This is a genomic window from Ruegeria sp. CG1 (assembly GCF_056537265.1).
On sequence record NZ_JBQFRF010000004.1, the window covers coordinates 187,635 to 208,581 of the forward strand.

The 20,947-nt window shown below is 58.8% G+C and carries 20 protein-coding genes; 9 read left to right on the forward strand and 11 right to left on the reverse strand.

Annotation, left to right across the window (positions count from 1 at the left end):
- Complete coding sequence (locus ACR0AU_RS13265; RefSeq protein WP_170733595.1) at positions 1-372, forward strand: YraN family protein; 372 nt, start codon at positions 1-3, stop codon at positions 370-372.
- Positions 373-433: 61 nt separating this feature from the next.
- On the forward strand, positions 434-1,366 hold the full coding sequence (gene gshB, locus ACR0AU_RS13270; RefSeq protein ID WP_170733596.1) for a glutathione synthase: 933 nt from the start codon (positions 434-436) through the stop codon (positions 1,364-1,366).
- On the opposite strand, the gene ACR0AU_RS13275 is transcribed toward gshB, so the two are convergent.
- From ACR0AU_RS13275 to cobU, 4 genes are read right to left on the reverse strand one after another with little or no spacing between them, the layout of a single operon-like run.
- The gene (locus tag ACR0AU_RS13275; RefSeq protein WP_170733597.1) at positions 1,363-2,877 is read right to left on the reverse strand and encodes a YifB family Mg chelatase-like AAA ATPase; all 1,515 of its coding nucleotides are present in this window, start codon (positions 2,875-2,877) and stop codon (positions 1,363-1,365) included. The two genes, gshB and ACR0AU_RS13275, sit on opposite strands and share 4 nt — an antisense overlap.
- A gap of 47 nt (positions 2,878-2,924) precedes the next feature.
- A complete protein-coding gene (locus tag ACR0AU_RS13280) occupies positions 2,925-3,809 on the reverse strand; it encodes a glutathione S-transferase (RefSeq protein WP_170733598.1) in 885 nt (294 codons plus the stop codon).
- Positions 3,810-3,867: 58 nt separating this feature from the next.
- The gene (locus ACR0AU_RS13285) at positions 3,868-4,446 is read right to left on the reverse strand and encodes a histidine phosphatase family protein (RefSeq protein WP_170408306.1); all 579 of its coding nucleotides are present in this window, start codon (positions 4,444-4,446) and stop codon (positions 3,868-3,870) included.
- The gene (gene cobU / locus ACR0AU_RS13290) at positions 4,443-4,964 is read right to left on the reverse strand and encodes a bifunctional adenosylcobinamide kinase/adenosylcobinamide-phosphate guanylyltransferase (protein WP_170408461.1); all 522 of its coding nucleotides are present in this window, start codon (positions 4,962-4,964) and stop codon (positions 4,443-4,445) included. Before cobU ends, ACR0AU_RS13285 begins: the two co-directional genes overlap by 4 nt.
- A 103-nt stretch (positions 4,965-5,067) precedes the next feature.
- Between cobU and ACR0AU_RS13295 the strand changes: the two genes are divergently transcribed.
- The 6 genes from ACR0AU_RS13295 (at position 5,068) to ACR0AU_RS13320 (ending at position 11,632) form a co-directional block, all read left to right on the forward strand.
- Positions 5,068-5,946, forward strand: coding sequence for an RNA polymerase factor sigma-32 (locus ACR0AU_RS13295; RefSeq protein ID WP_480795789.1), 879 nt, complete (start codon positions 5,068-5,070; stop codon positions 5,944-5,946).
- Positions 5,943-6,764, forward strand: a complete 822-nt coding sequence (locus ACR0AU_RS13300; protein ID WP_480795790.1) for a ChaN family lipoprotein — start codon at positions 5,943-5,945, stop codon at positions 6,762-6,764. The genes ACR0AU_RS13295 and ACR0AU_RS13300 overlap by 4 nt, the downstream gene beginning before the upstream one ends.
- A gap of 63 nt (positions 6,765-6,827) precedes the next feature.
- Entirely contained in the window at positions 6,828-8,024 is a 1,197-nt protein-coding gene (gene coaBC, locus ACR0AU_RS13305; RefSeq protein ID WP_170733600.1) for a bifunctional phosphopantothenoylcysteine decarboxylase/phosphopantothenate--cysteine ligase CoaBC, read from the forward strand.
- Between the two features lie 26 nt (positions 8,025-8,050).
- Positions 8,051-8,506 carry a dUTP diphosphatase gene (gene dut / locus ACR0AU_RS13310; protein WP_170566362.1) on the forward strand — a complete coding sequence of 152 codons (456 nt, stop codon included), beginning with the start codon at positions 8,051-8,053 and terminating at the stop codon, positions 8,504-8,506.
- Positions 8,506-9,564, forward strand: a complete 1,059-nt coding sequence (locus ACR0AU_RS13315) for a molybdopterin-synthase adenylyltransferase MoeB (RefSeq protein WP_170733602.1) — start codon at positions 8,506-8,508, stop codon at positions 9,562-9,564. Before dut ends, ACR0AU_RS13315 begins: the two co-directional genes overlap by 1 nt.
- A 52-nt stretch (positions 9,565-9,616) precedes the next feature.
- The gene (locus ACR0AU_RS13320) at positions 9,617-11,632 is read left to right on the forward strand and encodes a M3 family metallopeptidase (RefSeq protein ID WP_480795791.1); all 2,016 of its coding nucleotides are present in this window, start codon (positions 9,617-9,619) and stop codon (positions 11,630-11,632) included.
- On the opposite strand, the gene ACR0AU_RS13325 is transcribed toward ACR0AU_RS13320, so the two are convergent.
- Genes ACR0AU_RS13325 through ACR0AU_RS13350 form a run of 6 tightly spaced genes read right to left on the reverse strand, consistent with a single transcriptional unit; the run spans position 11,629 to position 18,188 of the window.
- Positions 11,629-12,561, reverse strand: coding sequence for a 2-hydroxyacid dehydrogenase (locus tag ACR0AU_RS13325; protein ID WP_480795792.1), 933 nt, complete (start codon positions 12,559-12,561; stop codon positions 11,629-11,631). The two genes, ACR0AU_RS13320 and ACR0AU_RS13325, sit on opposite strands and share 4 nt — an antisense overlap.
- A gap of 10 nt (positions 12,562-12,571) precedes the next feature.
- Entirely contained in the window at positions 12,572-13,711 is a 1,140-nt protein-coding gene (rodA, locus tag ACR0AU_RS13330) for a rod shape-determining protein RodA (RefSeq protein ID WP_170395892.1), read from the reverse strand.
- The gene (gene mrdA / locus ACR0AU_RS13335) at positions 13,708-15,657 is read right to left on the reverse strand and encodes a penicillin-binding protein 2 (RefSeq protein WP_170733605.1); all 1,950 of its coding nucleotides are present in this window, start codon (positions 15,655-15,657) and stop codon (positions 13,708-13,710) included. The genes rodA and mrdA overlap by 4 nt, the downstream gene beginning before the upstream one ends.
- Positions 15,654-16,190 (reverse strand): rod shape-determining protein MreD, encoded by a 537-nt coding sequence (locus tag ACR0AU_RS13340; protein WP_170423786.1) that lies wholly within the window; start codon positions 16,188-16,190, stop codon positions 15,654-15,656. Before ACR0AU_RS13340 ends, mrdA begins: the two co-directional genes overlap by 4 nt.
- Complete coding sequence (gene mreC, locus ACR0AU_RS13345) at positions 16,183-17,085, reverse strand: rod shape-determining protein MreC (RefSeq protein ID WP_170408296.1); 903 nt, start codon at positions 17,083-17,085, stop codon at positions 16,183-16,185. The genes ACR0AU_RS13340 and mreC overlap by 8 nt, the downstream gene beginning before the upstream one ends.
- 56 nt (positions 17,086-17,141) lie before the next feature.
- Positions 17,142-18,188 (reverse strand): rod shape-determining protein, encoded by a 1,047-nt coding sequence (locus ACR0AU_RS13350; RefSeq protein ID WP_039523195.1) that lies wholly within the window; start codon positions 18,186-18,188, stop codon positions 17,142-17,144.
- 154 nt (positions 18,189-18,342) lie between these two features.
- Here ACR0AU_RS13350 and ACR0AU_RS13355 point away from each other — a divergent pair, with 154 nt between their 5' ends.
- Positions 18,343-19,128, forward strand: a complete 786-nt coding sequence (locus ACR0AU_RS13355) for a 23S rRNA (adenine(2030)-N(6))-methyltransferase RlmJ (protein ID WP_170612941.1) — start codon at positions 18,343-18,345, stop codon at positions 19,126-19,128.
- A 172-nt stretch (positions 19,129-19,300) separates the two neighbouring features.
- Here the strand turns inward: ACR0AU_RS13355 and ACR0AU_RS13360 are convergent, their stop codons facing one another.
- On the reverse strand, positions 19,301-20,872 hold the full coding sequence (locus ACR0AU_RS13360) for a 2-isopropylmalate synthase (protein WP_170395900.1): 1,572 nt from the start codon (positions 20,870-20,872) through the stop codon (positions 19,301-19,303).
- Positions 20,873-20,947: the final 75 nt, after the last annotated feature.

Here is a 20,947-nt window from a genome sequence, read left to right on the forward strand (position 1 = left end):
ATGGCACAGAGATCCGTTCGGGGTTCTGTATCTTATCACGCTGGACAATCCGCCGAACTTTGCGTGGCCGCCGAATACGAGCGACGGGGTTATTCAATCGCAAGACGCAGGTGGCGCGGTGCTGGCGGTGAAATAGATCTGATCGCGCGCAACGCAGATGGGTTGGTCTTCATTGAGGTTAAGAAAAGCCGTAGTTTTGACCGTGCAGCCGCTCGGATTAGTCGCCGACAGATGGATCGAATTTGCGCATCCGCTGCCCAGTTTCTTGAACAGGAGCCTGCTGGTCAGCTGACGAATACTCGGTTTGATGCGGCACTGGTTGATGACACTGGAACTGTTCAAATCATCGAAAACGCCTTTGGTTTGGACTGACCCCCATTGAACCCGTCAAGCCTCTGCGCCATGTATCGAGCGTGGAATTGAGGGATACACCATGAAGATCGCCTTTCAGATGGACCCAATCGGGGCCGTGGATATCAACGCCGACAGCTCTTTCCGTCTGGCAGAAGAGGCTCAGGTACGCGGCCACCAGCTGTTTTTTTATGGCCCGGATCAACTGGCTTACCAGGAAGGCAAGACCACGGCGCGCGGCCATGACATGACGGTGCAACGAGTCGCTGGCAACCCGGCAGTGTTGGGCCCTGAGCGTGAAGTGGACCTTGCTGAATTTGATGTCGTCTGGCTGCGCCAAGACCCCCCGTTTGACATGCACTACATCACCTCGACCCATTTGCTTGACCGGCTAAAGGGGCAGGCCCTGGTGGTTAACGATCCGTTTTGGGTGCGAAACTATCCCGAAAAGCTGCTGGTTCTGGATTTCCCTGAACTGACTCCGCCCACCACGATTGCGCGGGATTTGCGAACCATCAAGGCGTTCAAGGAAAAGCATGGCGATATCATCCTCAAGCCGCTTTACGGCAACGGAGGTGCTGGCGTGTTCCGTCTTGATGCGAATGACCGCAACCTGACATCGCTACATGAGCTGTTCACCGGCTTTTCTCGTGAGCCATTGATTGCGCAGAAATTCCTGCCGGACGTGCGCAATGGCGACAAGCGGGTCATACTTGTCGATGGTGAGCCGGTGGGCGCCATCAACCGCGTTCCGGCTGAGGGCGAGACCCGCTCGAACATGCATGTGGGCGGGCGCCCCGAGAAAATCGGCCTGTCCGAGCGAGATATGGAAATCTGCGCTGCGATTGGACCGTTATTGAAGGAACGTGGTCAGATCTTTGTGGGGATCGATGTAATTGGCGACTACCTGACCGAGATCAACGTGACCTCACCCACTGGTATTCAGGAGCTTGAGCGCTTCAATGGCGTGAACATCGCCGAGAAAATCTGGCAAGCGATTGAGGCGAAACTTTAAGCTCCTGCTTTGGCGCTGATGCGAAAGCTCAGCGCCTCTGCGACATGGGGGCGGCGCACATCCGGCTCACCTTCGAGGTCGGCAATGGTGCGGGCCACGCGTAGGATGCGGTGAAAGGCGCGGGCCGACAGGCCAAAGCGTTCCGCGGCTTTCAGTAATAGTTCTTTGCCCTGGGCATCAGGGGCGGCGATTTCTTCCAGCACATTGCCTTCGACATCTGCGTTTTGACGGGTATTTGGCGTGTCGCGAAAGCGATCTGCTTGTATGGCGCGCGCCGCTTCGACCCGCTCTGCGACGGTCGCAGAGCTGTCGCCGGTAGGCGGCAGGTCGAGATCGGTAAATCCGACCGGAGGGACTTCGATGCGCAGATCGAACCGGTCCACCAACGGCCCTGAGATACGCCCCAAGTAATCTTCGCCACAGACCGGTGCGCGTGAACAGGCGCGGGACGGGTCCGTCAGGTATCCGCATTTGCACGGGTTCGCGGCGGCTACCAGCATAAAGCGGCATGGGTATTTCACATGGGCGTTGGCGCGGGCGACCATTACCTTGCCGGTTTCAATAGGTTGGCGCAGGGTTTCTAAAACTGTGCGCGGAAATTCGGGAAACTCGTCCATGAACAGGACGCCGTTATGCGCCAGTGAAATCTCACCGGGTTTCGCGCCTTTGCCACCGCCCACGATCGCGGCCATCGAAGCGGTATGGTGCGGCTCGCGAAACGGTCTGGCGCGGCTGATGCCACCTTCGTCCAGTAAGCCGCAAAGCGACTGGATCATCGATGTCTCTAAAGCTTCGACCGGGCTCAGAGGCGGCAAAATACTCGGCAGACGCGCCGCCAGCATGGATTTGCCGGAACCCGGTGTCCCGATCATGATCAAATGATGCCGCCCGGCTGCGGCGATTTCCAAGGCGCGTTTGGCGCGCTCTTGCCCCTTCACGTCCCGCAGGTCCCGTGCGTTGGGTGATAGTTTCACTTCGCCCGGTGTCGCAGCGGGCAGCGCAGACTGACCGGTAAAGTGCCTTACTACATCCCCCAACGAGCCCGCTCCGATCACCTGCGTGGCATCCACCCACGCGGCTTCGGCGCTCGAGGCGCTGGGACAAAGCAAGCTGCGATCATCGGCGGCTGCTGTCATGGCAGCGGGCAGCGCGCCGACGACGGGTACCAGAGAACCATCCAAAGACAACTCGCCCAACGCGACAGCGCCCTCGGCAGCATCCGCTGGGATGATTTCCAACGCAGTCAACAAAGCGACGGCGATAGGCAGGTCGAAATGGCTGCCCTCTTTGGGCAGATCGGCAGGCGAAAGGTTAATCGTGATCCGTTTCGACGGCAGCGCGATCGCCATCGAACTTAGCGCGCTGCGTACCCGGTCCCGTGCTTCGGAGACTGCCTTGTCAGGCAATCCCACGATGGAAAAGGCCGGAAGGCCCGGTGAGACGGCGCATTGCACCTCGACCGGGCGGGCATCGACTCCTTGAAAGGCAACAGTGTGGGCGCGGGCGACCATGGCAATCCTGTTCTTGGTTAACAGGACGTTGCTGCCATGGCTGCAGTTTAAGAATCGTTAACGTCAGCAACCATCGCCGTAAATTTCGGCCACGCCTCAGGGTCGGCAATGGTCTTGTCTCGGCAAAACGGATTACAAAAGCCCCAAATCTTGCCATCGAGTTCCAGATATTCTTGTACAGGCTTGCCGGAATAGGGGCAGGCTGTGTTGACCGAGGGGCCTGTGCTGACTGCCAATGCCTCTGAATCCCCACCAATTGGCCAGCTGTGTGCGGGAAGGTCTTGCGGGTACGGGAAGGGCTCATACGCGATCGTCATGCCCATGGCGCGCCATTGTCGAACTGCGATATCCGAGAGCAGGTGCATGCAGTATGCGCGATTGTCTTCGGAGACGGGCAGTCCGTAGCCAATAATTCGCGCAGCGACCGGCGTGTAGAAAACATCAGCCAGAGAATAGGCACCAAACAGCGGGCCCGACGCGGCGCCAGAGACCTTCCGTGCATGGGCCCAGAGGGTTTCAATCCGCTGCAAATCAGTTATCGTTTCAGGTGAAGGTTTGAACCCTTCCCAGCAATGTTTCAACTGCATGGGGCATTGCCCCCGCAGCGCTGTGAAACCGGCAACCATTTCAGCACAAAGCCACCGGGCTGTGGCGCGGGCGGAGGGGTCTGACGGCCAAAGCCCTGCTTCGGGATGGCGTTCTGCCAATGTCTCTGCCATCGCGAGGCTTTCGCCGACCACGGTTCCATCTGGAAGACGCAGCGCAGGAACAAGGCGCGCCGGGGCCAGTGGTTCTATATCCGCCGCCATGGTGCCGGAATAAAGGCCAATCATGTGGGTGCGGTATGGCAGGCCGAATTTCTCAAGCATCAGCCATCCGCGCATGGACCAGCTGGAAAATAACCGGTCACCGATAAAGAGCTCATATGTCATGCGGCAACGATGTCGGACAGAGACGCGTCGGTAAATCAGAGATTTGTGCGCACCCTTATCACGGTCGGTGATTAATCCGACCTACAGTCCAACCATCGTTATGGCGCGTGATCTCGGTGACGGACAGGTTATCGATGCGGTGACCAAACGCGTGTTGGGCGTCCACGTCCAGAGCGCGTTGGACCTGAGTCAGGATCACTCCGAAATGGGCGACCAGGACTAGGTCACATCCGGTATGGGCCGCGATCAGGGTGTCGACGACCCTATCGACACGCGCGCGGACCTCATTCCAGCTTTCCCCGTTTGGAGGCCTGACCTCGCCCGGATTATCCCAGTAGGCAAAGCAAAGCTCGGGATCTTCCGCCTCGATCTCGGCGAAGGGGCGCATCTCCCAGTTGCCGAAATTAATTTCGCGCAGATCGCGGTGGTGCGGAAGGCGGAGTCGCGTGCCTTGAATGGCGCTGGCCGTATCGCTGGCGCGTGACAAGTCTGATGAGATTACGACGGCATTGGAAGGCAGATGCGCATCAAGCCGTGCAATCGCGGCCTTATCACTCAAGTCGGCAGGAAGGTCGGACCAGCCTACCATAGTTTTAGCATGGGTGGGGCCGTGCCGTACCAAATGCAGGCGCGTCATAGGGGTTGCCCTTTGAGAACCAGCGGCAGCCCGGCCGTAACCTGCACCACCCGATCTGCCTGCGCAGCCAGAGCGATGTTCAGCCGTCCCTGCGCCTCGCGGAATCGACGGGACAAGGCGTTGTCGGGGACGATCCCGTGGCCGACTTCGTTTGATACCACGACGATCTGGGCGGCACAGGTCTTCATCGCCTCAAGCAGCCCGGCCTGTGCTTCCTCTAGGTTATTCTCTGCCAGCAGGTGATTTGTCAGCCACATGGTTGCACAATCGATCAGGCAAATCTGATCATTTGTCAGCTTGGCGAGTTCCGGCGATAGATCAAATGGCGCTTCGATCGTCGTCCACCCGCTGCCGCGTTGTGCAATATGTTGCCTGATTTTTAGGCGCATCTCGTCATCAAACACTTGTGATGTCGCAAGGTAAACGCGACTTTTCCCAGTTGAAACAGCAAGTTGCTCCGCAAAAGCAGATTTTCCGGATGCAGCGCCGCCTAGGATAAAGGTTAAATCGGCATGCACTTTTATTACCTTTCTGGTGATCCACCCGGTTTTGTCCTGCGTATCGACCACAAGTCGGCAAGGCAAGCCCGGCCCATCGCCTGTGAAAAAAGGGGAGAATTGCATGGCACTCGACAACGCACATGATTTTTCGATGTCCCGTAAGGCAATGAAGGCCGAGTTGCTGGATGCCGAGACAGAACTGAAACTGGCCTATGCCTGGCGCGATGAACGCGATGAACAGGCGCTGCATCGCCTCATTACGGCTTACATGCGGCTGGCGATATCAATGGCGGCGAAATTCAAACGCTACGGCGCGCCGATGAATGATCTGATTCAGGAGGCGGGACTGGGCTTGATGAAAGCCGCCGACAAGTTCGATCCGGATCGGGGTGTGCGGTTTTCAACGTATGCAGTGTGGTGGATCAAGGCCAGCATTCAGGATTACGTGATGCGCAATTGGTCGATGGTGCGCACTGGTTCGACCTCTTCCCAGAAATCGCTGTTCTTCAACATGCGTCGGGTACAGGCGCGTCTGGAGCGCGAAGCCGCGACTGAGGGGCTGGAGCTGGATCGCCATCAGTTGCATCAGAAGATTGCCGCCGAAATCGGAGTCCCGCTGCGTGATGTCGAGATGATGGAAGGCCGTCTGGCAGGGTCCGATTTCTCGCTGAATGCGGTGCAGTCTGCAGATGAGGACGGGCGCGAGTGGATTGATGCGCTGGAAGATGACAGCGAACAAGCCGCCGAGGTAGTAGAGAACTGCCACGACAACCAGCAACTGCGCGAATGGCTGGTGGCGGCGATGCAAGCATTGAACGATCGCGAGCGGTTTATCGTTCGCGAAAGAAAACTGCGTGAGCCTGCCCGGACGCTGGAAAGTCTTGGGAAAGAGCTTGGCCTGTCGAAAGAGCGTGTGCGCCAGCTCGAGGCGGCAGCGTTCACAAAGATGCGCAAGAACCTTGAAGCGCAATCGCGCGAGGTGCAACACTTCTTCGCATGAAACCTCTTGCGATTCTTACAGCTTTTGTGTTGCTCGCCACTTTGCCTCAAACGGTTCGAGCTGCTGAATTTATCCCTCAGGACGTGTTGGCCGACATGCGGGCCGCGGATGTCGTCATTCTGGGCGAGATTCATGACAACCCTCAGCATCATCTGGTCCAAGCCGAAGCAGTTGAGGCAATCACGCCCACGGCGGTTGTCTGGGAGATGGTGACCGAAGAAGGTGCTCAGCGGTTGGCTCAAAAAGCGGCAACCAATCCCGAGGAGCTGTCCCGAATTCTGCGCTGGGCAGAATCCGGTTGGCCGCCTCTCAGAATGTACTACCCCATTTTTCAGGCCGCGGATGTGCCGGTGTATGGCGCGATGGTTCCGCGTGAAGCGGCCCGCGCTGCTATGGAACGCGGGGCGGCCACAGCGTTGGGGGCTGATGCGGCCAGATATGGATTGACTGTACCCCTGTCGGATGAAGATCAAGCCGCACGCGAGGCTGATCAACTGGCGGCACATTGCGACGCATTGCCCGCTGAAGTTCTACCGCAGATGGTCGCCATTCAACGTCTGAGGGACGCTGTGTTGACCCGAGCCATTCTGCGCGCCACCGACGAAACTGGTGGGCCTGTCGCGGTCATCACTGGCAATGGCCATGCCCGTAAGGATCGCGGAATTCCGACTTTTCTGTCGCGACTGCGCCCCGGTTTGAAGGTCTTTGTACTCGGACAATCCGAAGATGGGTTCGTGAGCGGGGATTTTGATGCTGTTATCGATAGCCCCACAGTCGAGCGAGAAGACCCCTGCAAAGCCTTTGAGGTGCAGAATTAACTGCTGGAACTGCCCGCCAGCGTTGCCTAATGTCAGGGCCGACCGGGACGGGAAGGGTGAGCCATGCTGTCATCGAAACGTATTCTGCTGATTATCGGCGGTGGGATTGCGGCCTACAAGTCGCTGGACCTGATCCGGCGGTTGCGGGAACGTGGTGCAGCGGTCACGCCGGTTTTGACCCGTGCTGCCGAAGAATTCGTAACTCCGTTATCCGTGTCTGCCCTGGCCGGTGAAAAGGTCTATCGAGATCTCTTTGATCTGACCGATGAAGCGGAGATGGGTCATATTCAGCTTTCCCGTTCGGCTGATCTGATCGTGGTTGCTCCGGCAACGGCCGATCTGATGGGTAAGATGGCAGGCGGGTTGGCTAATGATCTGGCCTCGACCCTTTTGATGGCGACCGATACGCCGGTTCTGTGTGCGCCTGCGATGAATGTCCGCATGTGGGAGCATCCCGCAACCCGGCGTAACCATGCGCAACTGGAAGCAGACGGCGTGCGTTTTGTCGGCCCCAACGAAGGCGATATGGCTTGCGGTGAATACGGTCCGGGCCGCATGTCGGAGCCACTTGAAATTGTCGCTGCGATCGAGGCGCAGTTCGGGGATGGGCCTTTGGCTGGCAAACGTATTCTGGTGACCTCGGGTCCGACACATGAACCAATTGATCCGGTACGATACATCGCCAACCGATCGTCGGGCGCTCAGGGAACAGCTGTTGCACGCGCGCTATCTGCGCTGGGGGCCGATGTTACATTTATCACGGGTCCGGCTGACGTGCCTCCTCCAGACGGCGTGAAGGTCGTGCGTGTAGAGACCGCGCTGCAAATGTCGGATGCGGTCGACGCAGCGCTTCCAGTGGATGCGGGGGTATTTGCAGCTGCAGTGGCCGATTGGCGGGTATCCAGTGCCTCGGACCGGAAGCTGAAGAAAAGCCGCGACGGGGTGCCCGCGCTAGAGTTTGCCGAGAATCCCGACATTTTGAAGCGCATCGCGCGAATGGGAAGTGGCAGGCCCGTTTTGGTAGTGGGTTTTGCCGCCGAAACAGACAACGTGATCGAACATGCTACGGCCAAACGTGCCCGCAAGGGATGTGACTGGATCGTTGCGAATGATGTCAGCCCCGCGACAGGTATCATGGGCGGTTCTGAGAATGCGGTGATCCTGATCTCAGAGCAAGGTGCCGAAGAATGGCCGCGTATGGGCAAGGATGATGTGGCAAAGCGGCTGGCAGCCAAGATCGCTGGCGCGCTGACCAGATAACAGCCATAAAGACAAGAGGTACAGGTATGGTGGCAATTCGCGTGATCCGAGAGGAGGGGGCTGACCCGTTGGTGCCCTTGCCTTCATACGAAACCGCGGGTGCTGCCGGGGCGGATGTGCGCGCCAATCTGCCGGATGGTACGTCTATTATTCTGGAACCGGGCCGTCGTGCGCTGATACCGACAGGCCTTAGGATCGAAATTCCGCAGGGGTTCGAGGTTCAGGTGCGTCCACGATCGGGCCTTGCCTTGAAACACGGGATCACCTTGCCCAACACTCCGGGTACAATCGACAGCGACTATCGCGGGCCATTGGGCGTGATCGTGATGAACGCGGGTCAGGACCCCTTCGAGATTGCGCATGGCGAACGTATCGCGCAACTGATCGTTGCACCGGTGGTGCAGGCCATGTTCCAGGACGTTGAGGCTCTGACCGAGACTGATCGCGGCGCGGGCGGGTTCGGTTCAACCGGGCGGGGCTGATGCTGCTGGTTCTGATCCTTGCTGCCGGGCTTTGGGGTGTTGGCTATATTGCCGGGGTGTCGCGCAGCGCGCGGCTGGTTTCTGTTGGCGCGCTCCTGACAGGCGTGATTATTGCTCAACTTCTGCTGCCCGAGGGTAACCCGTTGCGTCAGGCAACCGGCGGGTCGGCAGCGATGTGGCTGATCCTCGCTGGAGCGGCTGTGCTGGTGCTGCTTTATGGGCGGGGTTTGAAGGCGTTGCGAAATCGCGCCGCGTCCGGCCAGACGTCGGAGCCCGCCAAGCCATCCGATCAGTTCAGCGAGACCGAGCTTGAACGCTATGCCCGCCACATCGTTCTGCGTGAACTGGGCGGTCCCGGCCAAAAGCGAATGAAACAGGCGCGCGTGCTGGTAATCGGTGCGGGGGGGCTCGGCGCGCCCGCCCTGCAATATTTGGCTGCCGCCGGAGTGGGAACAATCGGCGTGATCGACGATGACGTGGTCGAAAACGCCAACCTACAGCGGCAGGTGATCCACCGCGACGCAGATATCGGCATGCCCAAAGTGTTCTCGGCCCAGCAGGCGATGGTGGCGCAGAATCCCAACGTGGTCGTCTTGCCGTACCACCGTCGCCTGACCGAAGAGATTGCAGCAGATCTGTTTGCTGATTTTGATCTGATCCTCGACGGCACTGACAATTTCGACACCCGCTACCTTGCAAACCGTACGGCGGTTGCACTGGGAAAACCCCTGATATCTGGCGCGCTGTCGCAGTGGGAAGGGCAGCTCAGCGTCTTTGACCCTGCCACCACCGGCCCATGTTATCAGTGCATTTTCCCCGAAGCACCCGCCCCCGGCCTTGCGCCTTCTTGCGCCGAGGCAGGGGTGATCGGCCCACTGCCCGGCGTGGTTGGTTCGATGATGGCGATTGAGACGATCAAGGTCATCACCAGCGCTGGGCAGGCGTTGCGGGGTGAGATGTTGATCTACGATGCGCTTTACGGCGAAAGCCGCAAGATCACCCTGGCGCGCCGCGCAGATTGCCCGATTTGCGGGTCAGGGGTTCAAAGTTCAGACTAGCTCTGGATCATTGTGTCGGGCGGTCTTAGCTATGAGGTCAAAGGAGACCTCAATGACCAACCCGATCCTTTCTGACTGGAACACGCCCTTCGAAATCGCACCGTTTGACACAATCTCGGATGATGATTTTTCCCCCGCGCTGAAACAGGCGATGCACGCACATGATGCCGAGATTGAGGCGATAGCAGCGAGTCCGGACACGCCCACATTCGCCAATACGATCGAAGCGCTGGAGGCTGCAGGCGAGCAGTTGGATAAGGTTCTGTCGGTCTTTTTCACCGTTGCAGGTGCGGACAGCAACCCCAAGCGTGAAGAACTGCAACGCGAATTTTCGCCCAAGCTGGCGGCACACTACTCGCGCATCTCATCAAACAAAGCACTGTTTAAGCGCGTGGCGGATTTATGGGACCGGCGCGATAATCTAGACCTGACCGATGAACAGGCGCGCGTTTTGATGCTGTCTCATCGCGGGTTCATGCGGGCGGGGGCGGCGTTGACCGGCGCCGACGATGCGAGAATGCAAGAGATCAAGGCCCGTTTGGCGTCTCTGGGCACGTCCTTCACGCAGAACTTGCTGGCGGATGAACGCGACTGGTTCATGGATTTGACCGAAGAAGACCTGCAAGGCTTGCCGGATTTTGTTATCGATGCAGCGCGCGCAGCGGGTCAGGAAAAGGGGGCGGATGGCCCGGTGGTGACCCTCTCTCGGTCGATTATCGTGCCCTTTCTGCAATTCTCGCCCCGCCGGGATTTGCGTGCAAAGGCTTATCGCGCGTGGACTGCACGGGGGGCAAATGGAGGTGAGACCGACAACCGCGAGATTGCGGCGGACATCCTGCGCCTGCGCGAAGAACGCGCCAAGCTGCTGGGGTATGCCAGCTTCGCCGCCTACAAGCTTGAGACCGAGATGGCCCGCACACCAGATCGCGTGCGAGAGCTGCTGCTGGATGTGTGGGAGCCCGCCAAATCCCGCGCCGACGCAGATGCCGAGGTGCTGACGGCAATGATGCAAGAGGATGGCGTAAATGGCCCGCTGGAGGCGTGGGATTGGCGCTACTATGCCGAGAAACGCCTCAAGGCCGAACATGATCTCGATGAAGCGGCGCTGAAGCCGTACCTGCAACTGGACCGAATGATCGAGGCGTCTTTCGCCTGCGCCACACGGCTGTTCGGGCTGGAGTTCGCGCCGCTTGATGTGCCGCTCTATCATCCCGATTGCCGTGCGTGGGAGGTGACCCGTGACGGGCAGCATATTGCGGTGTTCATCGGTGACTACTTTGCACGCGGATCGAAACGGTCGGGTGCATGGTGCAGCGCAATGCGCGGGCAGGCGAAATACCCGAAAGAACAGGCTCCGGTCGTGATCAACGTCTGTAACTTTGCCAAAGGTGAACCAGCGCTTTTGTCCTATGATGACGCCCGAACGTTGTTTCACGAGTTCGGCCATGCCCTGCACCAGATGCTGTCCAATGTGACCTATGAGAGCATCTCGGGCACCTCGGTGGCGCGTGATTTCGTTGAACTGCCCAGCCAGCTTTACGAACACTGGCTGGAAGTGCCTGATGTACTGGCCGAGTTCGCGACCCACGCCGAAACCGGCGCACCGATGCCGCAAGAGATGTTGCAGAAGGTGCTACAGGCCGCCAATTTCGATCAGGGGTTCCAGACGGTGGAATATGTCGCCTCGGCCCTGGTCGATCTGGCGTTTCATGAGGGGGCTGCCCCCGCTGATCCGATGGAGAAACAGGCCGAGGTGCTGGCCGAAATCGGCATGCCTCGGGCCATTGGAATGCGCCACGCCACCCCGCATTTCGCCCATGTCTTTGCGGGCGACGGTTATAGCTCGGGCTATTACAGTTATATGTGGTCCGAAGTCATGGATGCCGACGCCTTTGCCGCCTTTGAAGAAGCGGGCGGTGCGTTTGATCCCGAACGCGCCAAGGCACTGGAGGAACACATCCTGTCAACTGGCGGATCCCGCGAGGCGGAAGAGCTGTATCTGGCCTTCCGTGGACGTCTGCCTGGCGTCGAAGCCTTGCTCAAAGGCCGCGGGCTGATCGCGGCCTAGTACCCAAGCTTTCGGTCGACGAGGTGGAGAAAGGGTTCACCCGCTTCACCTCGGCGAATGTTCTCGCAGATCACCTGAGCCGCGGTAACAGGTCTGGTTTCCGAGGCTATATGTGGCGTCACCGTCACACTGGGATGTGCCCAATAGGGATGCTCGGTCGGCAGGGGTTCGGTGCGGAAGACATCCAGCGTGGCTTGCCCGACCTGCCCTGAATTCAGCGCGGCCAGCAGGGCCTCATCATCGATAAGCGGCCCGCGACCCGGATTGATGATCTTGGCCCCTTCCGGCAACAGCGCCAGTGTTTCGGCGTTGAGCGTGTTTTCGGTCGCCGGAGTATCTGGCAGCAGCAAAACCACTATCTCGGCCTGGGACAGTGCATCGCGCAGCCCGTTCTTACCATGCAGACAGGTCACGCCGGGAATAGTCTTGGCGGTACGGCTCCAACCGATGACATGGAAATTCAACGCTGCCAACGCGTGGGCCGATGCTTCACCCAATGCGCCCAAACCCAAGATGCAGACGGTGCGTTGCTGGGCCAGTGGTGGCGCATCAGATGTCCAGACCCCATCCTGTAGCGTAATGTGTTGGTCCATCCCAAGGTGATAGCGCAGCACATGGCCCACAACCCATTCCGTCATGCCTTGCGTTAACCCCCCGTCAACCATACGCGCCAGCGGAACGGTCAAGGTTTCATTGCCCGAGATTTTCTCAACCCCCGCCCAGAGGCTCAGCACCGCCTTGAGCCGTGTGAAGGGCGTGAAATCCTGTACCCCTCCGTTCGGGGCGTAAACGATGTAGTCGACCTGATCTGCAGGGATGTCCGTGGCCAGATGAAAATCTAGCCCTGCGTCCGACAAGTATTGATGCATCAGAGCTTCATACTCGGGCCACAACTCAGGGCGCGCGGAAAACAGGACATTCACGGGCATGGGAAACCTTTCAGCGGGGACGATGTATATGGGCGCTTTGAACGATGCCAAAGGCGGCCATCAGGACCAGCATGGCCGAGCCGCCATAACTGACCATCGGCAGCGGTACTCCGACCACTGGGGCCAGCCCCATCACCATCGACATATTGACGGCAAAGAACAGGAAGAAATTCAGCGCGATCCCAAGTGTCACCAGAGACGAGAAACGATCCTTGGTCGACAGCGCCGTGACCATGCAGAAGATCAGGATCAAACCGTAAAGGATCAACAGTGTGATGCCGCCGACAAAGCCGAACTCTTCGGCCAAGGTGGTGAAGATGAAATCGGTGTGTTTTTCGGGCAGGAAGTTAAGACGTGATTGCGTTCCCTGCATGAAACCGCGCCCATTCCAGCCCCCCGAACCCAGAGCGATCTTGGATTGCGTGATGTGATATCCCGCTCCCAACGGATCGGTTGAAGGATCCAGAAACGTATCGATGCGTCGGAACTGGTAATCTTTGAGCAACTGCCATTCAGTCCCTCGGCTGTTGAACACCGCAGCGATCAGGCCGACCCCCGCTGCAATCACGGCAGCGAAATAGGCCCAATGCACCCCGGCAAGGAACATCAGACCACCACCAGCAGCCAATAACAGGATCGATGTGCCTAGGTCGGGCTGGCGCAGCACCATGAATGTCGGGATCAGAATCAAAATGACCGGGATAATCACCCAGAGCGGGCGCGAGGTTTTGTGCGCCGGCAGCCAGTCGTAATAAGCGGCCAGCACCATCACCAACGCCACTTTCATTACTTCTGAGGGTTGCAGCCGCATGAAGCCCAGATCAATCCAGCGCTGCGCCCCCATGCCGATCGTTCCAAACAGTTCGACCACGATCAGTAGACCGATCGCGCCCAGATAGGCCACAACCGACATGTTCCGCCAGAACCAGATAGGCACGAGCGCGATGATAAACATGGCTGCCAAGCCCAGACCGAACCGTTCCATTTGCGGTTCCGCCCACGGCATCCAGGATCCACCCGCGACCGAGTAGAGCATCAGGAACCCCGCGCTTGCCACGCTGATCAGCAACAGGGTGAGCGGCCAGTTCATATAAAGGAACTTGCGAAACCCTGACGGCGTGGATTTGACGGCATATTCAAGATAGCTCATGCGCGGTCCTTCTCGTCAGGACGCGCTTTGGGGCGACGGTCACCCTCCAGCCGTTTCTGTTGTTCTTTGATGCGCTCTCGGTCTCCGGCCGGATACGCCTCGAGCGGTGGCGTGCCATCGTAGAGTGCCTGCAGCATGATATCGCGCGCCACTGGGGCCGCGGCTTTGGAGCCGCCGCCGCCGTGTTCCACCACCACAGCCACAGCGTATTTCGGATTGTCATAGGGGGCGAAGCTGACGAACAGGGCGTGGTCTCGACGCTCCCATGGCAGGTCTTCGTTTCGGATCACACCTGCGGCGCGTTCTGCCTTGGTAATATTGCGCACCTGACTGGTGCCGGTTTTGCCTGCCATGCGGAACTCATCGGCGATGATGCGACTGCGATACGCGGTGCCACGCCTGTTATTCGAGACTGTGAACATGGCTTTGCGCACTTGCTCAAGGTTGTTGCGGTTCACCTGCAGCGGTTCACCCGCGCCCGAGGGTTGCTCAACCCCATTGATTGATCGAACAAGGCGTGGTTGCACGGCGCGACCTGTCGCCAAACGCGCGGTCATCACGGCCAATTGAAGCGGTGAGGCAAGCATGAACCCCTGACCGATCGACGCGTTTGCGGTGTCGCCTACCAGCCAGTCCTGTCCGTGAACCCGCTGCTTCCATTCCTGATTGGGGGCAAGCCCGGCAGCAACGGCAGACATCGGAATGTCATGTTTGATACCCAGTCCGAAGGTGCGTGCCATCTCGGAAATCCTGTCGATCCCGACGCGTATTGCCACGTCGTAATAGTAGACGTCGCAACTGCGCTTCAGCGAAGTTTCAAGGTCAACCGTCCCGTGCCCGCCGCGTTTCCAGCAGTGAAAGCGGCGGCTGCCCACTTTCATGTGACCCGGACAGTACACCGTGCTAGAAGGGCTGATCACCCCGGCTTCGAGCGCAGCCATGGCGGTAATCATTTTGAAAGTCGATCCAGGAGGGTAGGTGCCCTGCACCGTCTTATTGGCAAGCGGGCGATACTTGTCCTGCGTTAGCATCTGATAGTCCGCCACCGAGATCCCACGCACGAACAGGTTCGGATCGAAGCTGGGGGCCGAACTGATGGCGCGAATGTCGCCGGTTTCGCAATCGATCACGACCGCAGCGGCGCTTTCCCCAGCCAATCGCGCCTGCGCGTATTGCTGCAGATTGGCGTCGACTGACAATTGCAAATCTGCCCCGGCTTCACCGACCTGGCGGTCCAGCTCGCGCATCACCCGGCCTGTGGCGTTGACCTCAACCCGCTTGGCGCCCGCCTTACCGCGCAATGTGATCTCTTGCTTGGCTTCCAGCCCGACCTTACCGATCTGAAACCTTGGAATACGTAGTACCGGTTCAGGGTCTTCAATTTGGCTTAGATCGTAATCGCTGACCGGGCCGACATAGCCAACAACGTGGGCAAAATCCTCGTAACGTGGATACTGGCGCGTCATGCCGACCTCGGGCGTGACGCCAGGCAATGCAGGGGCATTGACTGCGACTTTTGAAATATCCTCCCAAGTTACCTGATCAGCCAGTGTGACCGGCAGAAACGGGGCCGATCGACGCATCTCGGTTATGGCACGTTCGATCTCATCCTCGGTCAATGGGATCAGTTCCGAAAGCTTGGCGATAACCTTGTCGATATCGCCTGCATCCTCGCGCACGATGACGATGCGATAGGACTGAGAGTTTAATCCTATGATCTGCCCGTTCCGGTCATATATCCGGCCCCGGGTTGGTGGGATCAGACGGATGTTGATCCGGTTTTCTTCGGCCAGCAGACGGTATTCATCCGCTTGATCCACCTGCATGAACCGCATCCGGGCTGCCAGCCCCCCGATAAAGGCCGCTTGTAGCCCACCGAGGATCAAGGCGCGGCGCGGCAAACGTTTGTAAGCAAGGCCCTTGGGCTTTGGTTTGCGCTGCTTCATGGCCGCACCCGTGGCATCGTGCTGTCGGCAACAGATTTGCGCCTTACGCCAAACACAGTTTGGCTCATCAAAACCATCACAGGATAGATTGCGATTGTCAGAATAACTTGCACCACTACCGGTCCCAGAGTTGCCTGTTGCACCGAGAGGATAGCAAGAATGAGTCGATAGAGCACAAACACAACCGTGATCACTGCCCCGACGGTTGCCCATTCGCCCACAAACCCACTGTCTTTCATGCCAGCTGCAGTGGAATGAAGATAGGCTGCACCCAGAACCACTAACGCAGCAAGCAACCCCGGTGGGCGTTGCAACAGCAAATCGGCCATGAACATGACCATGGCAATGATCAGGATCGGAATATATTCCGGCCGCCGCAAAACCCAAGCGTAAGTAAGAGCGATCAGTATGTCAGGAAAGGGCAGGCGATCAGGTTTTGTATCCAGCGGCAACAGGTGCAGAAACACCACAAATGCCGCCAGAGCGACATAGAGACCGCGCTTGGCCCACAGACCTGAGACCGACCTATCCATCATTGACCTCGGATGGGGTCAAGGATGCTTCGGGTTGACGCGGGCCGACGATATCACCGGATTCCGTGATTGGTGGGGCCGACTGATAGCGTAGTACGCGCAGAAACTCGAGCCGCTCGAAATCTGCCGACAGCCGCACGCGCAACCTGCCACCGGGATCAACCGTGATTTGACCGATCAGCAAGCCACCGGGGAACACGCCACCATCGCCTGATGTAACGACCCGGTCGCCCGGTCGCACGAGTTCCCGGTTTTCCAGAAACTCCACTGCAGGGGCCGAAGTATTGTCACCTGCGATCAGCGCCGTCTGCCCCGAAGGCTGGATCGTCGCCGGGATCGCGCTTGAGGCATCGGTCATCAGGATCACGCGCGCGGTATCCGGGCCAACACCCGATATGCGCCCGACCACTCCGATCCCGTCCATCGTTGCCCAACCATCCACGATCCCGTCACGCTCCCCCACGTTCAGCAGCACAGATTGCCGAAAGGGTGAGCCGCTATCCGCCATCACCACCCCGGTGACATAGGTCAGGCGCGGATCAAGCCGAACATTGTTAAGGTCCAGCAGGCGGGCGTTTTCCTGTTCCAGCTGCAGCGCGGCCTCTTTCCAGGCGCGCATCAGGCGCAGCTCGCTGCGCAATTCCTGGTTCTGCTCGCTGAGCCGCTGATAGCTTTGGAAATCACGAGACAGGTTCACCAGCGCAGTGACCGGAACCATCGCCCACTCCATCGAGGGGACAACCGTATCCACCACCTGCGCGCGGAACCGTTCAACGCGCGGGCTGTCAATGCGCCAGACGAGGAAAATACCAAGCAGGCACAGAACAACGATCCCCAGAAGCAATCGGCGCAGGGGTGTCGTGTATTCATCGCGCTGTGATCGGTCCTTTGCCACAGGTTACCTTCCCGTGCTGCTCGTGCCTGAGTTCTCACCCGATCAGGGTGCGCGCCTTAGCTTTCGTAGTCAATCGCGTGGCGCAGTTGTTTTTCGTATTCGAGTGCTTTGCCCGTGCCCAAAGCCACACAATTCAGGCTTTCATCGGCAATCGACACGGCCAGACCGGTCTGTTCGCGCAGAGCAAGGTCAAGGTCACCTAGCAAAGCTCCGCCTCCGGTCAGCATAACACCCCGGTCCACGATATCGGCAGCCAGATCGGGCGGCGTGGTTTCCAGAGCTGTCATTACCGCCTCGCAAATCTGCTGCACGGGTTCAGACAGCGCTTCGGCCACCTGAGCCTGGCTGATCTCGATTTCCTTGGGCACACCGTTCAGCAGGTCGCGACCCCGGATATGCATCGACTGGCCACGGCCATCGTCCGGCATCCGTGCGGTACCGATGGTGGTCTTGATCCGTTCCGCAGTTGATTCACCCACCAGCAGGTTCTGTTGACGCCGCAGGTACGAGATGATCGCCTCATCCATCCGGTCGCCACCAACGCGGACCGAGCGGGCATAGACGATATCGCCCAGCGACAGAACCGCGACCTCGGTGGTACCGCCGCCGATATCGACAACCATGTTGCCGGTCGGATCGGTTATCGGCATCCCCGCGCCAATCGCAGCCGCAATTGGTTCGGCAATCAGACCCGCGCGGCGCGCGCCTGCGGACAGAACCGACTGGCGGATTGCGCGTTTTTCAACCGGGGTTGCGCCATGAGGGACGCAAACAATGATCTTGGGTTTCGAGAATGTCGAGCGTTTATGCACCTTGCGGATGAAATGCTTGATCATCTCTTCGGCGGTGTCGAAGTCCGCGATGACACCCTCGCGCATCGGACGGATGGCTTCAATGGAGCCCGGGGTCCGGCCCAACATCAGCTTGGCGTCCTCGCCAACAGCAAGGACTTTCTTGACCCCATCCTTGACGTGGTAGGCAACGACCGAGGGCTCAGACAGGATCACTCCGCGCCCTTTGACATAAACCAGCGTGTTCGCTGTTCCAAGGTCGATAGCCATGTCCGCTGTGAACAGGCCGCCCAGATTGCCAAAGATGCCCATATTTCCCTGATCCCGTTTGTCAGAATTTCCACTGCCCGCGACTCGACGGTTCCGGGACGGATGCCTTATAGGGTGCCAACTCGCCCGGTTAAAGGGCTGATTCCGCGACAGTCAGCACCTTTCCGCCTTATTGATGGGGACTTTAGAAGGCAAGATGCTCTCATATCAACACATTTACCACGCAGGAAATCTGGCTGATGTACAAAAGCACGCTTTATTGGCGTGGACGCTGCGTTATTTGACCCAAAAGGACAAACCCCTCAGCTATATCGAAACGCACTCCGGGCGTGGACTATATCACCTTGACGCGGCTGAGGCGGTTCGAACGGGTGAAGCTGTCGCCGGGATCGGGCGCGTCAGGCGCGAAGGTTGGTTTGATTCCGATCATCCAATGGCGCGGGTGCTGGATACCATACAGGCCAGTCACGGCGTGCAAGCGTATCCCGGTTCACCTCTGATTGCGGCCAACCTGCTGCGAAAACAGGATAGCTTGCATTTCGCCGAGCTGCATCCGCAGGAACATACGGCACTTTCACTGGCGCTGTCTCCTTTCGGGGCGAAGGTCTATCGGCAGGATGGGTTTGAGTTGGCCCAATCGTTGCTGCCTCCGACCCCGAGGCGGGGCATGATGCTGATCGATCCCAGTTATGAAGTGAAAGCCGAGTATGACCGTTTGCCTGGGGTGATCGCGAAGCTGCACCGCAAATGGAATGTGGGTGTGATCGCACTTTGGTATCCAATCCTGACGGATGCACGTCACAAGGCTATGATTTCGTCTCTGAAATCCGCTGGATATCCCAAAACGATTTGCCATGAGGTCACGTTCCCTCCGGCGCGGGAAGGTCATCGCATGGTCGGATCAGGTATGTTCATGTTGAATGCACCCTTCGGGATCGAAGACGAAACGCGCCGCTTGTCGGAGCTGTTCGCTCAGCTTTGATAAGCAAGAATTACACAGGGAAAGCTCCCGTCCTGTTTGCCCGCATCAAAGATGCCGTCAAACGCGTTGGCCCCGGCAGCGCGCCAGAGGCGCGCTGCCGGGGCCAAAACCCAAGAAGGGTCGGCGAAGCCGGGCCGCCGCGGGTGCGGGAGTCATTCGCCTTACCCTTCAATCAGGTCAGGTCTTTGTAGCTGATCTCGCGTGTATCTGCCCCCGGACCGGCCTTTTCACGACGCATGATCAGGCGGTTCAGCGCGTGGATATAGGCTTTGGCCGACGCAACCACCGTATCTGTATTTGCAGACTGACCGGTGGCGATCATACCATCCTCTTCCAGACGGACCGAAACCGTGGCTTGCGCGTCCGTGCCTTCGGTTACCGCATGCACCTGATACAGTTGCAGCCGCGCAGTGTTGGGATAGATCGCCCGGATCGCCCGGAAGGTTGCGTCGACTGGGCCGTCACCGTTTTCCGTGGCGATCCTGTCTGCACCCTCTACTTCCAGCTCGACCGTCGCTTCGGCCTGACCTCCGGTACCGCAGGTCACTTTCATCGACACCAGTTGCAGGTGATCGTCCGCTTCGTCGTCGACGCTCATCAACGCGATGAGGTCATCGTCAAAGACTTCTTTCTTGCGGTCGGCCAGATCCTTGAAGCGCACGAAAATGTCTTTGAGCTGGTTGTCACCAACCTCATACCCCAGCGTTTCAAGCTTATCGCGCAGTGCAGCGCGGCCCGAATGCTTGCCCAGCGGCAAAGAGGTGCCAGAGAGCCCAATGTCTTCAGGGCGCATGATCTCGAAGTTTTCGCGGTTCTTCAGCATGCCATCCTGATGGATGCCGCTTTCATGGGCAAAAGCGTTCTTGCCGACAATGGCCTTGTTGAACTGCACTGGAAATCCGGCCACGGTCGCGACCCGGCGCGAAATATGCATGATCTTGGTGGTGTCGATGCCAGTATGCCACGGCATGATGTCGTTGCGTGTGCGCAACGCCATCACAACTTCTTCCAGCGCGGTGTTGCCTGCGCGTTCACCCAACCCGTTTATGGTGCATTCGATCTGACGCGCACCACCTGCGACAGCTGCCAGAGAGTTCGCTGTCGCCATGCCAAGGTCGTTGTGGCAGTGGGTGGCAAAGATTACCTCATCCGCGCCTGGAACCGTCTCAATCAGGCGCTTGATCAGATCTGCAGACTCGACCGGGGCAGTATAACCGACAGTATCGGGGATATTGATCGTGGTGGCGCCAGCCTTGATTGCAATCTCGATCACGCGGCACAGATAATCCCATTCGGTCCGGGTCGCATCCATCGGCGACCACTGCACGTTTTCGCAAAGGTTGCGCGCGTGGCTGACCGTTTCGTGGATCTTGTCGGCCATCTCGTCTTGCGTCAGATTTGGTATCGCCCGGTGCAGCGGAGAGGTTCCGATAAAGGTGTGGATCCGGTTCTTCTCGGCGTGTTTCACCGCCTCCCAACACCGATCGATATCGGCGAAATTGGCGCGGGCCAGACCACAGATGCGGCTGTTCTTCGACCGCTCGGCAATCTCGGACACCGCTTTGAAGTCGCCTTCCGATGCAATGGGGAATCCGGCTTCGATGATGTCGACGCCCATCTCATCCAGAAGCTCGGCAATTTCGAGCTTTTCGTTGTGGGTCATGGTCGCGCCGGGGCTCTGCTCGCCGTCGCGTAAGGTGGTGTCGAAGATCACGACGCGGTCTTGGTCGGTCACGTTTGTCATGGGGTTCTCTTTCTTCTTCTGTCCTAAAGCCTCTTGGCGCGCGGGCGTCCTCCTCTGAGCGGGCGCGCCGGATGG

What these genes read in the sequence shown, in the direction of transcription:
- ACR0AU_RS13265 (WP_170733595.1), top strand. Translation starts at nt 1, where the DNA reads ATGGCACAGAGATCCGTTCGGGGTTCTGTATCTTATCACGCTGGACAA.
- gshB (WP_170733596.1), top strand. Translation starts at nt 434, where the DNA reads ATGAAGATCGCCTTTCAGATGGACCCAATCGGGGCCGTGGATATCAAC.
- ACR0AU_RS13275 (WP_170733597.1), bottom strand. Translation starts at nt 2,877, where the DNA reads ATGGTCGCCCGCGCCCACACTGTTGCCTTTCAAGGAGTCGATGCCCGC.
- ACR0AU_RS13280 (WP_170733598.1), bottom strand. Translation starts at nt 3,809, where the DNA reads ATGACATATGAGCTCTTTATCGGTGACCGGTTATTTTCCAGCTGGTCC.
- ACR0AU_RS13285 (WP_170408306.1), bottom strand. Translation starts at nt 4,446, where the DNA reads ATGACGCGCCTGCATTTGGTACGGCACGGCCCCACCCATGCTAAAACT.
- ACR0AU_RS13295 (WP_480795789.1), top strand. Translation starts at nt 5,068, where the DNA reads ATGGCACTCGACAACGCACATGATTTTTCGATGTCCCGTAAGGCAATG.
- ACR0AU_RS13300 (WP_480795790.1), top strand. Translation starts at nt 5,943, where the DNA reads ATGAAACCTCTTGCGATTCTTACAGCTTTTGTGTTGCTCGCCACTTTG.
- coaBC (WP_170733600.1), top strand. Translation starts at nt 6,828, where the DNA reads ATGCTGTCATCGAAACGTATTCTGCTGATTATCGGCGGTGGGATTGCG.
- dut (WP_170566362.1), top strand. Translation starts at nt 8,051, where the DNA reads ATGGTGGCAATTCGCGTGATCCGAGAGGAGGGGGCTGACCCGTTGGTG.
- ACR0AU_RS13315 (WP_170733602.1), top strand. Translation starts at nt 8,506, where the DNA reads ATGCTGCTGGTTCTGATCCTTGCTGCCGGGCTTTGGGGTGTTGGCTAT.
- ACR0AU_RS13320 (WP_480795791.1), top strand. Translation starts at nt 9,617, where the DNA reads ATGACCAACCCGATCCTTTCTGACTGGAACACGCCCTTCGAAATCGCA.
- ACR0AU_RS13325 (WP_480795792.1), bottom strand. Translation starts at nt 12,561, where the DNA reads ATGCCCGTGAATGTCCTGTTTTCCGCGCGCCCTGAGTTGTGGCCCGAG.
- rodA (WP_170395892.1), bottom strand. Translation starts at nt 13,711, where the DNA reads ATGAGCTATCTTGAATATGCCGTCAAATCCACGCCGTCAGGGTTTCGC.
- mrdA (WP_170733605.1), bottom strand. Translation starts at nt 15,657, where the DNA reads ATGAAGCAGCGCAAACCAAAGCCCAAGGGCCTTGCTTACAAACGTTTG.
- ACR0AU_RS13340 (WP_170423786.1), bottom strand. Translation starts at nt 16,190, where the DNA reads ATGGATAGGTCGGTCTCAGGTCTGTGGGCCAAGCGCGGTCTCTATGTC.
- ACR0AU_RS13350 (WP_039523195.1), bottom strand. Translation starts at nt 18,188, where the DNA reads ATGGGCATCTTTGGCAATCTGGGCGGCCTGTTCACAGCGGACATGGCT.
- ACR0AU_RS13355 (WP_170612941.1), top strand. Translation starts at nt 18,343, where the DNA reads ATGCTCTCATATCAACACATTTACCACGCAGGAAATCTGGCTGATGTA.
- ACR0AU_RS13360 (WP_170395900.1), bottom strand. Translation starts at nt 20,872, where the DNA reads ATGACAAACGTGACCGACCAAGACCGCGTCGTGATCTTCGACACCACC.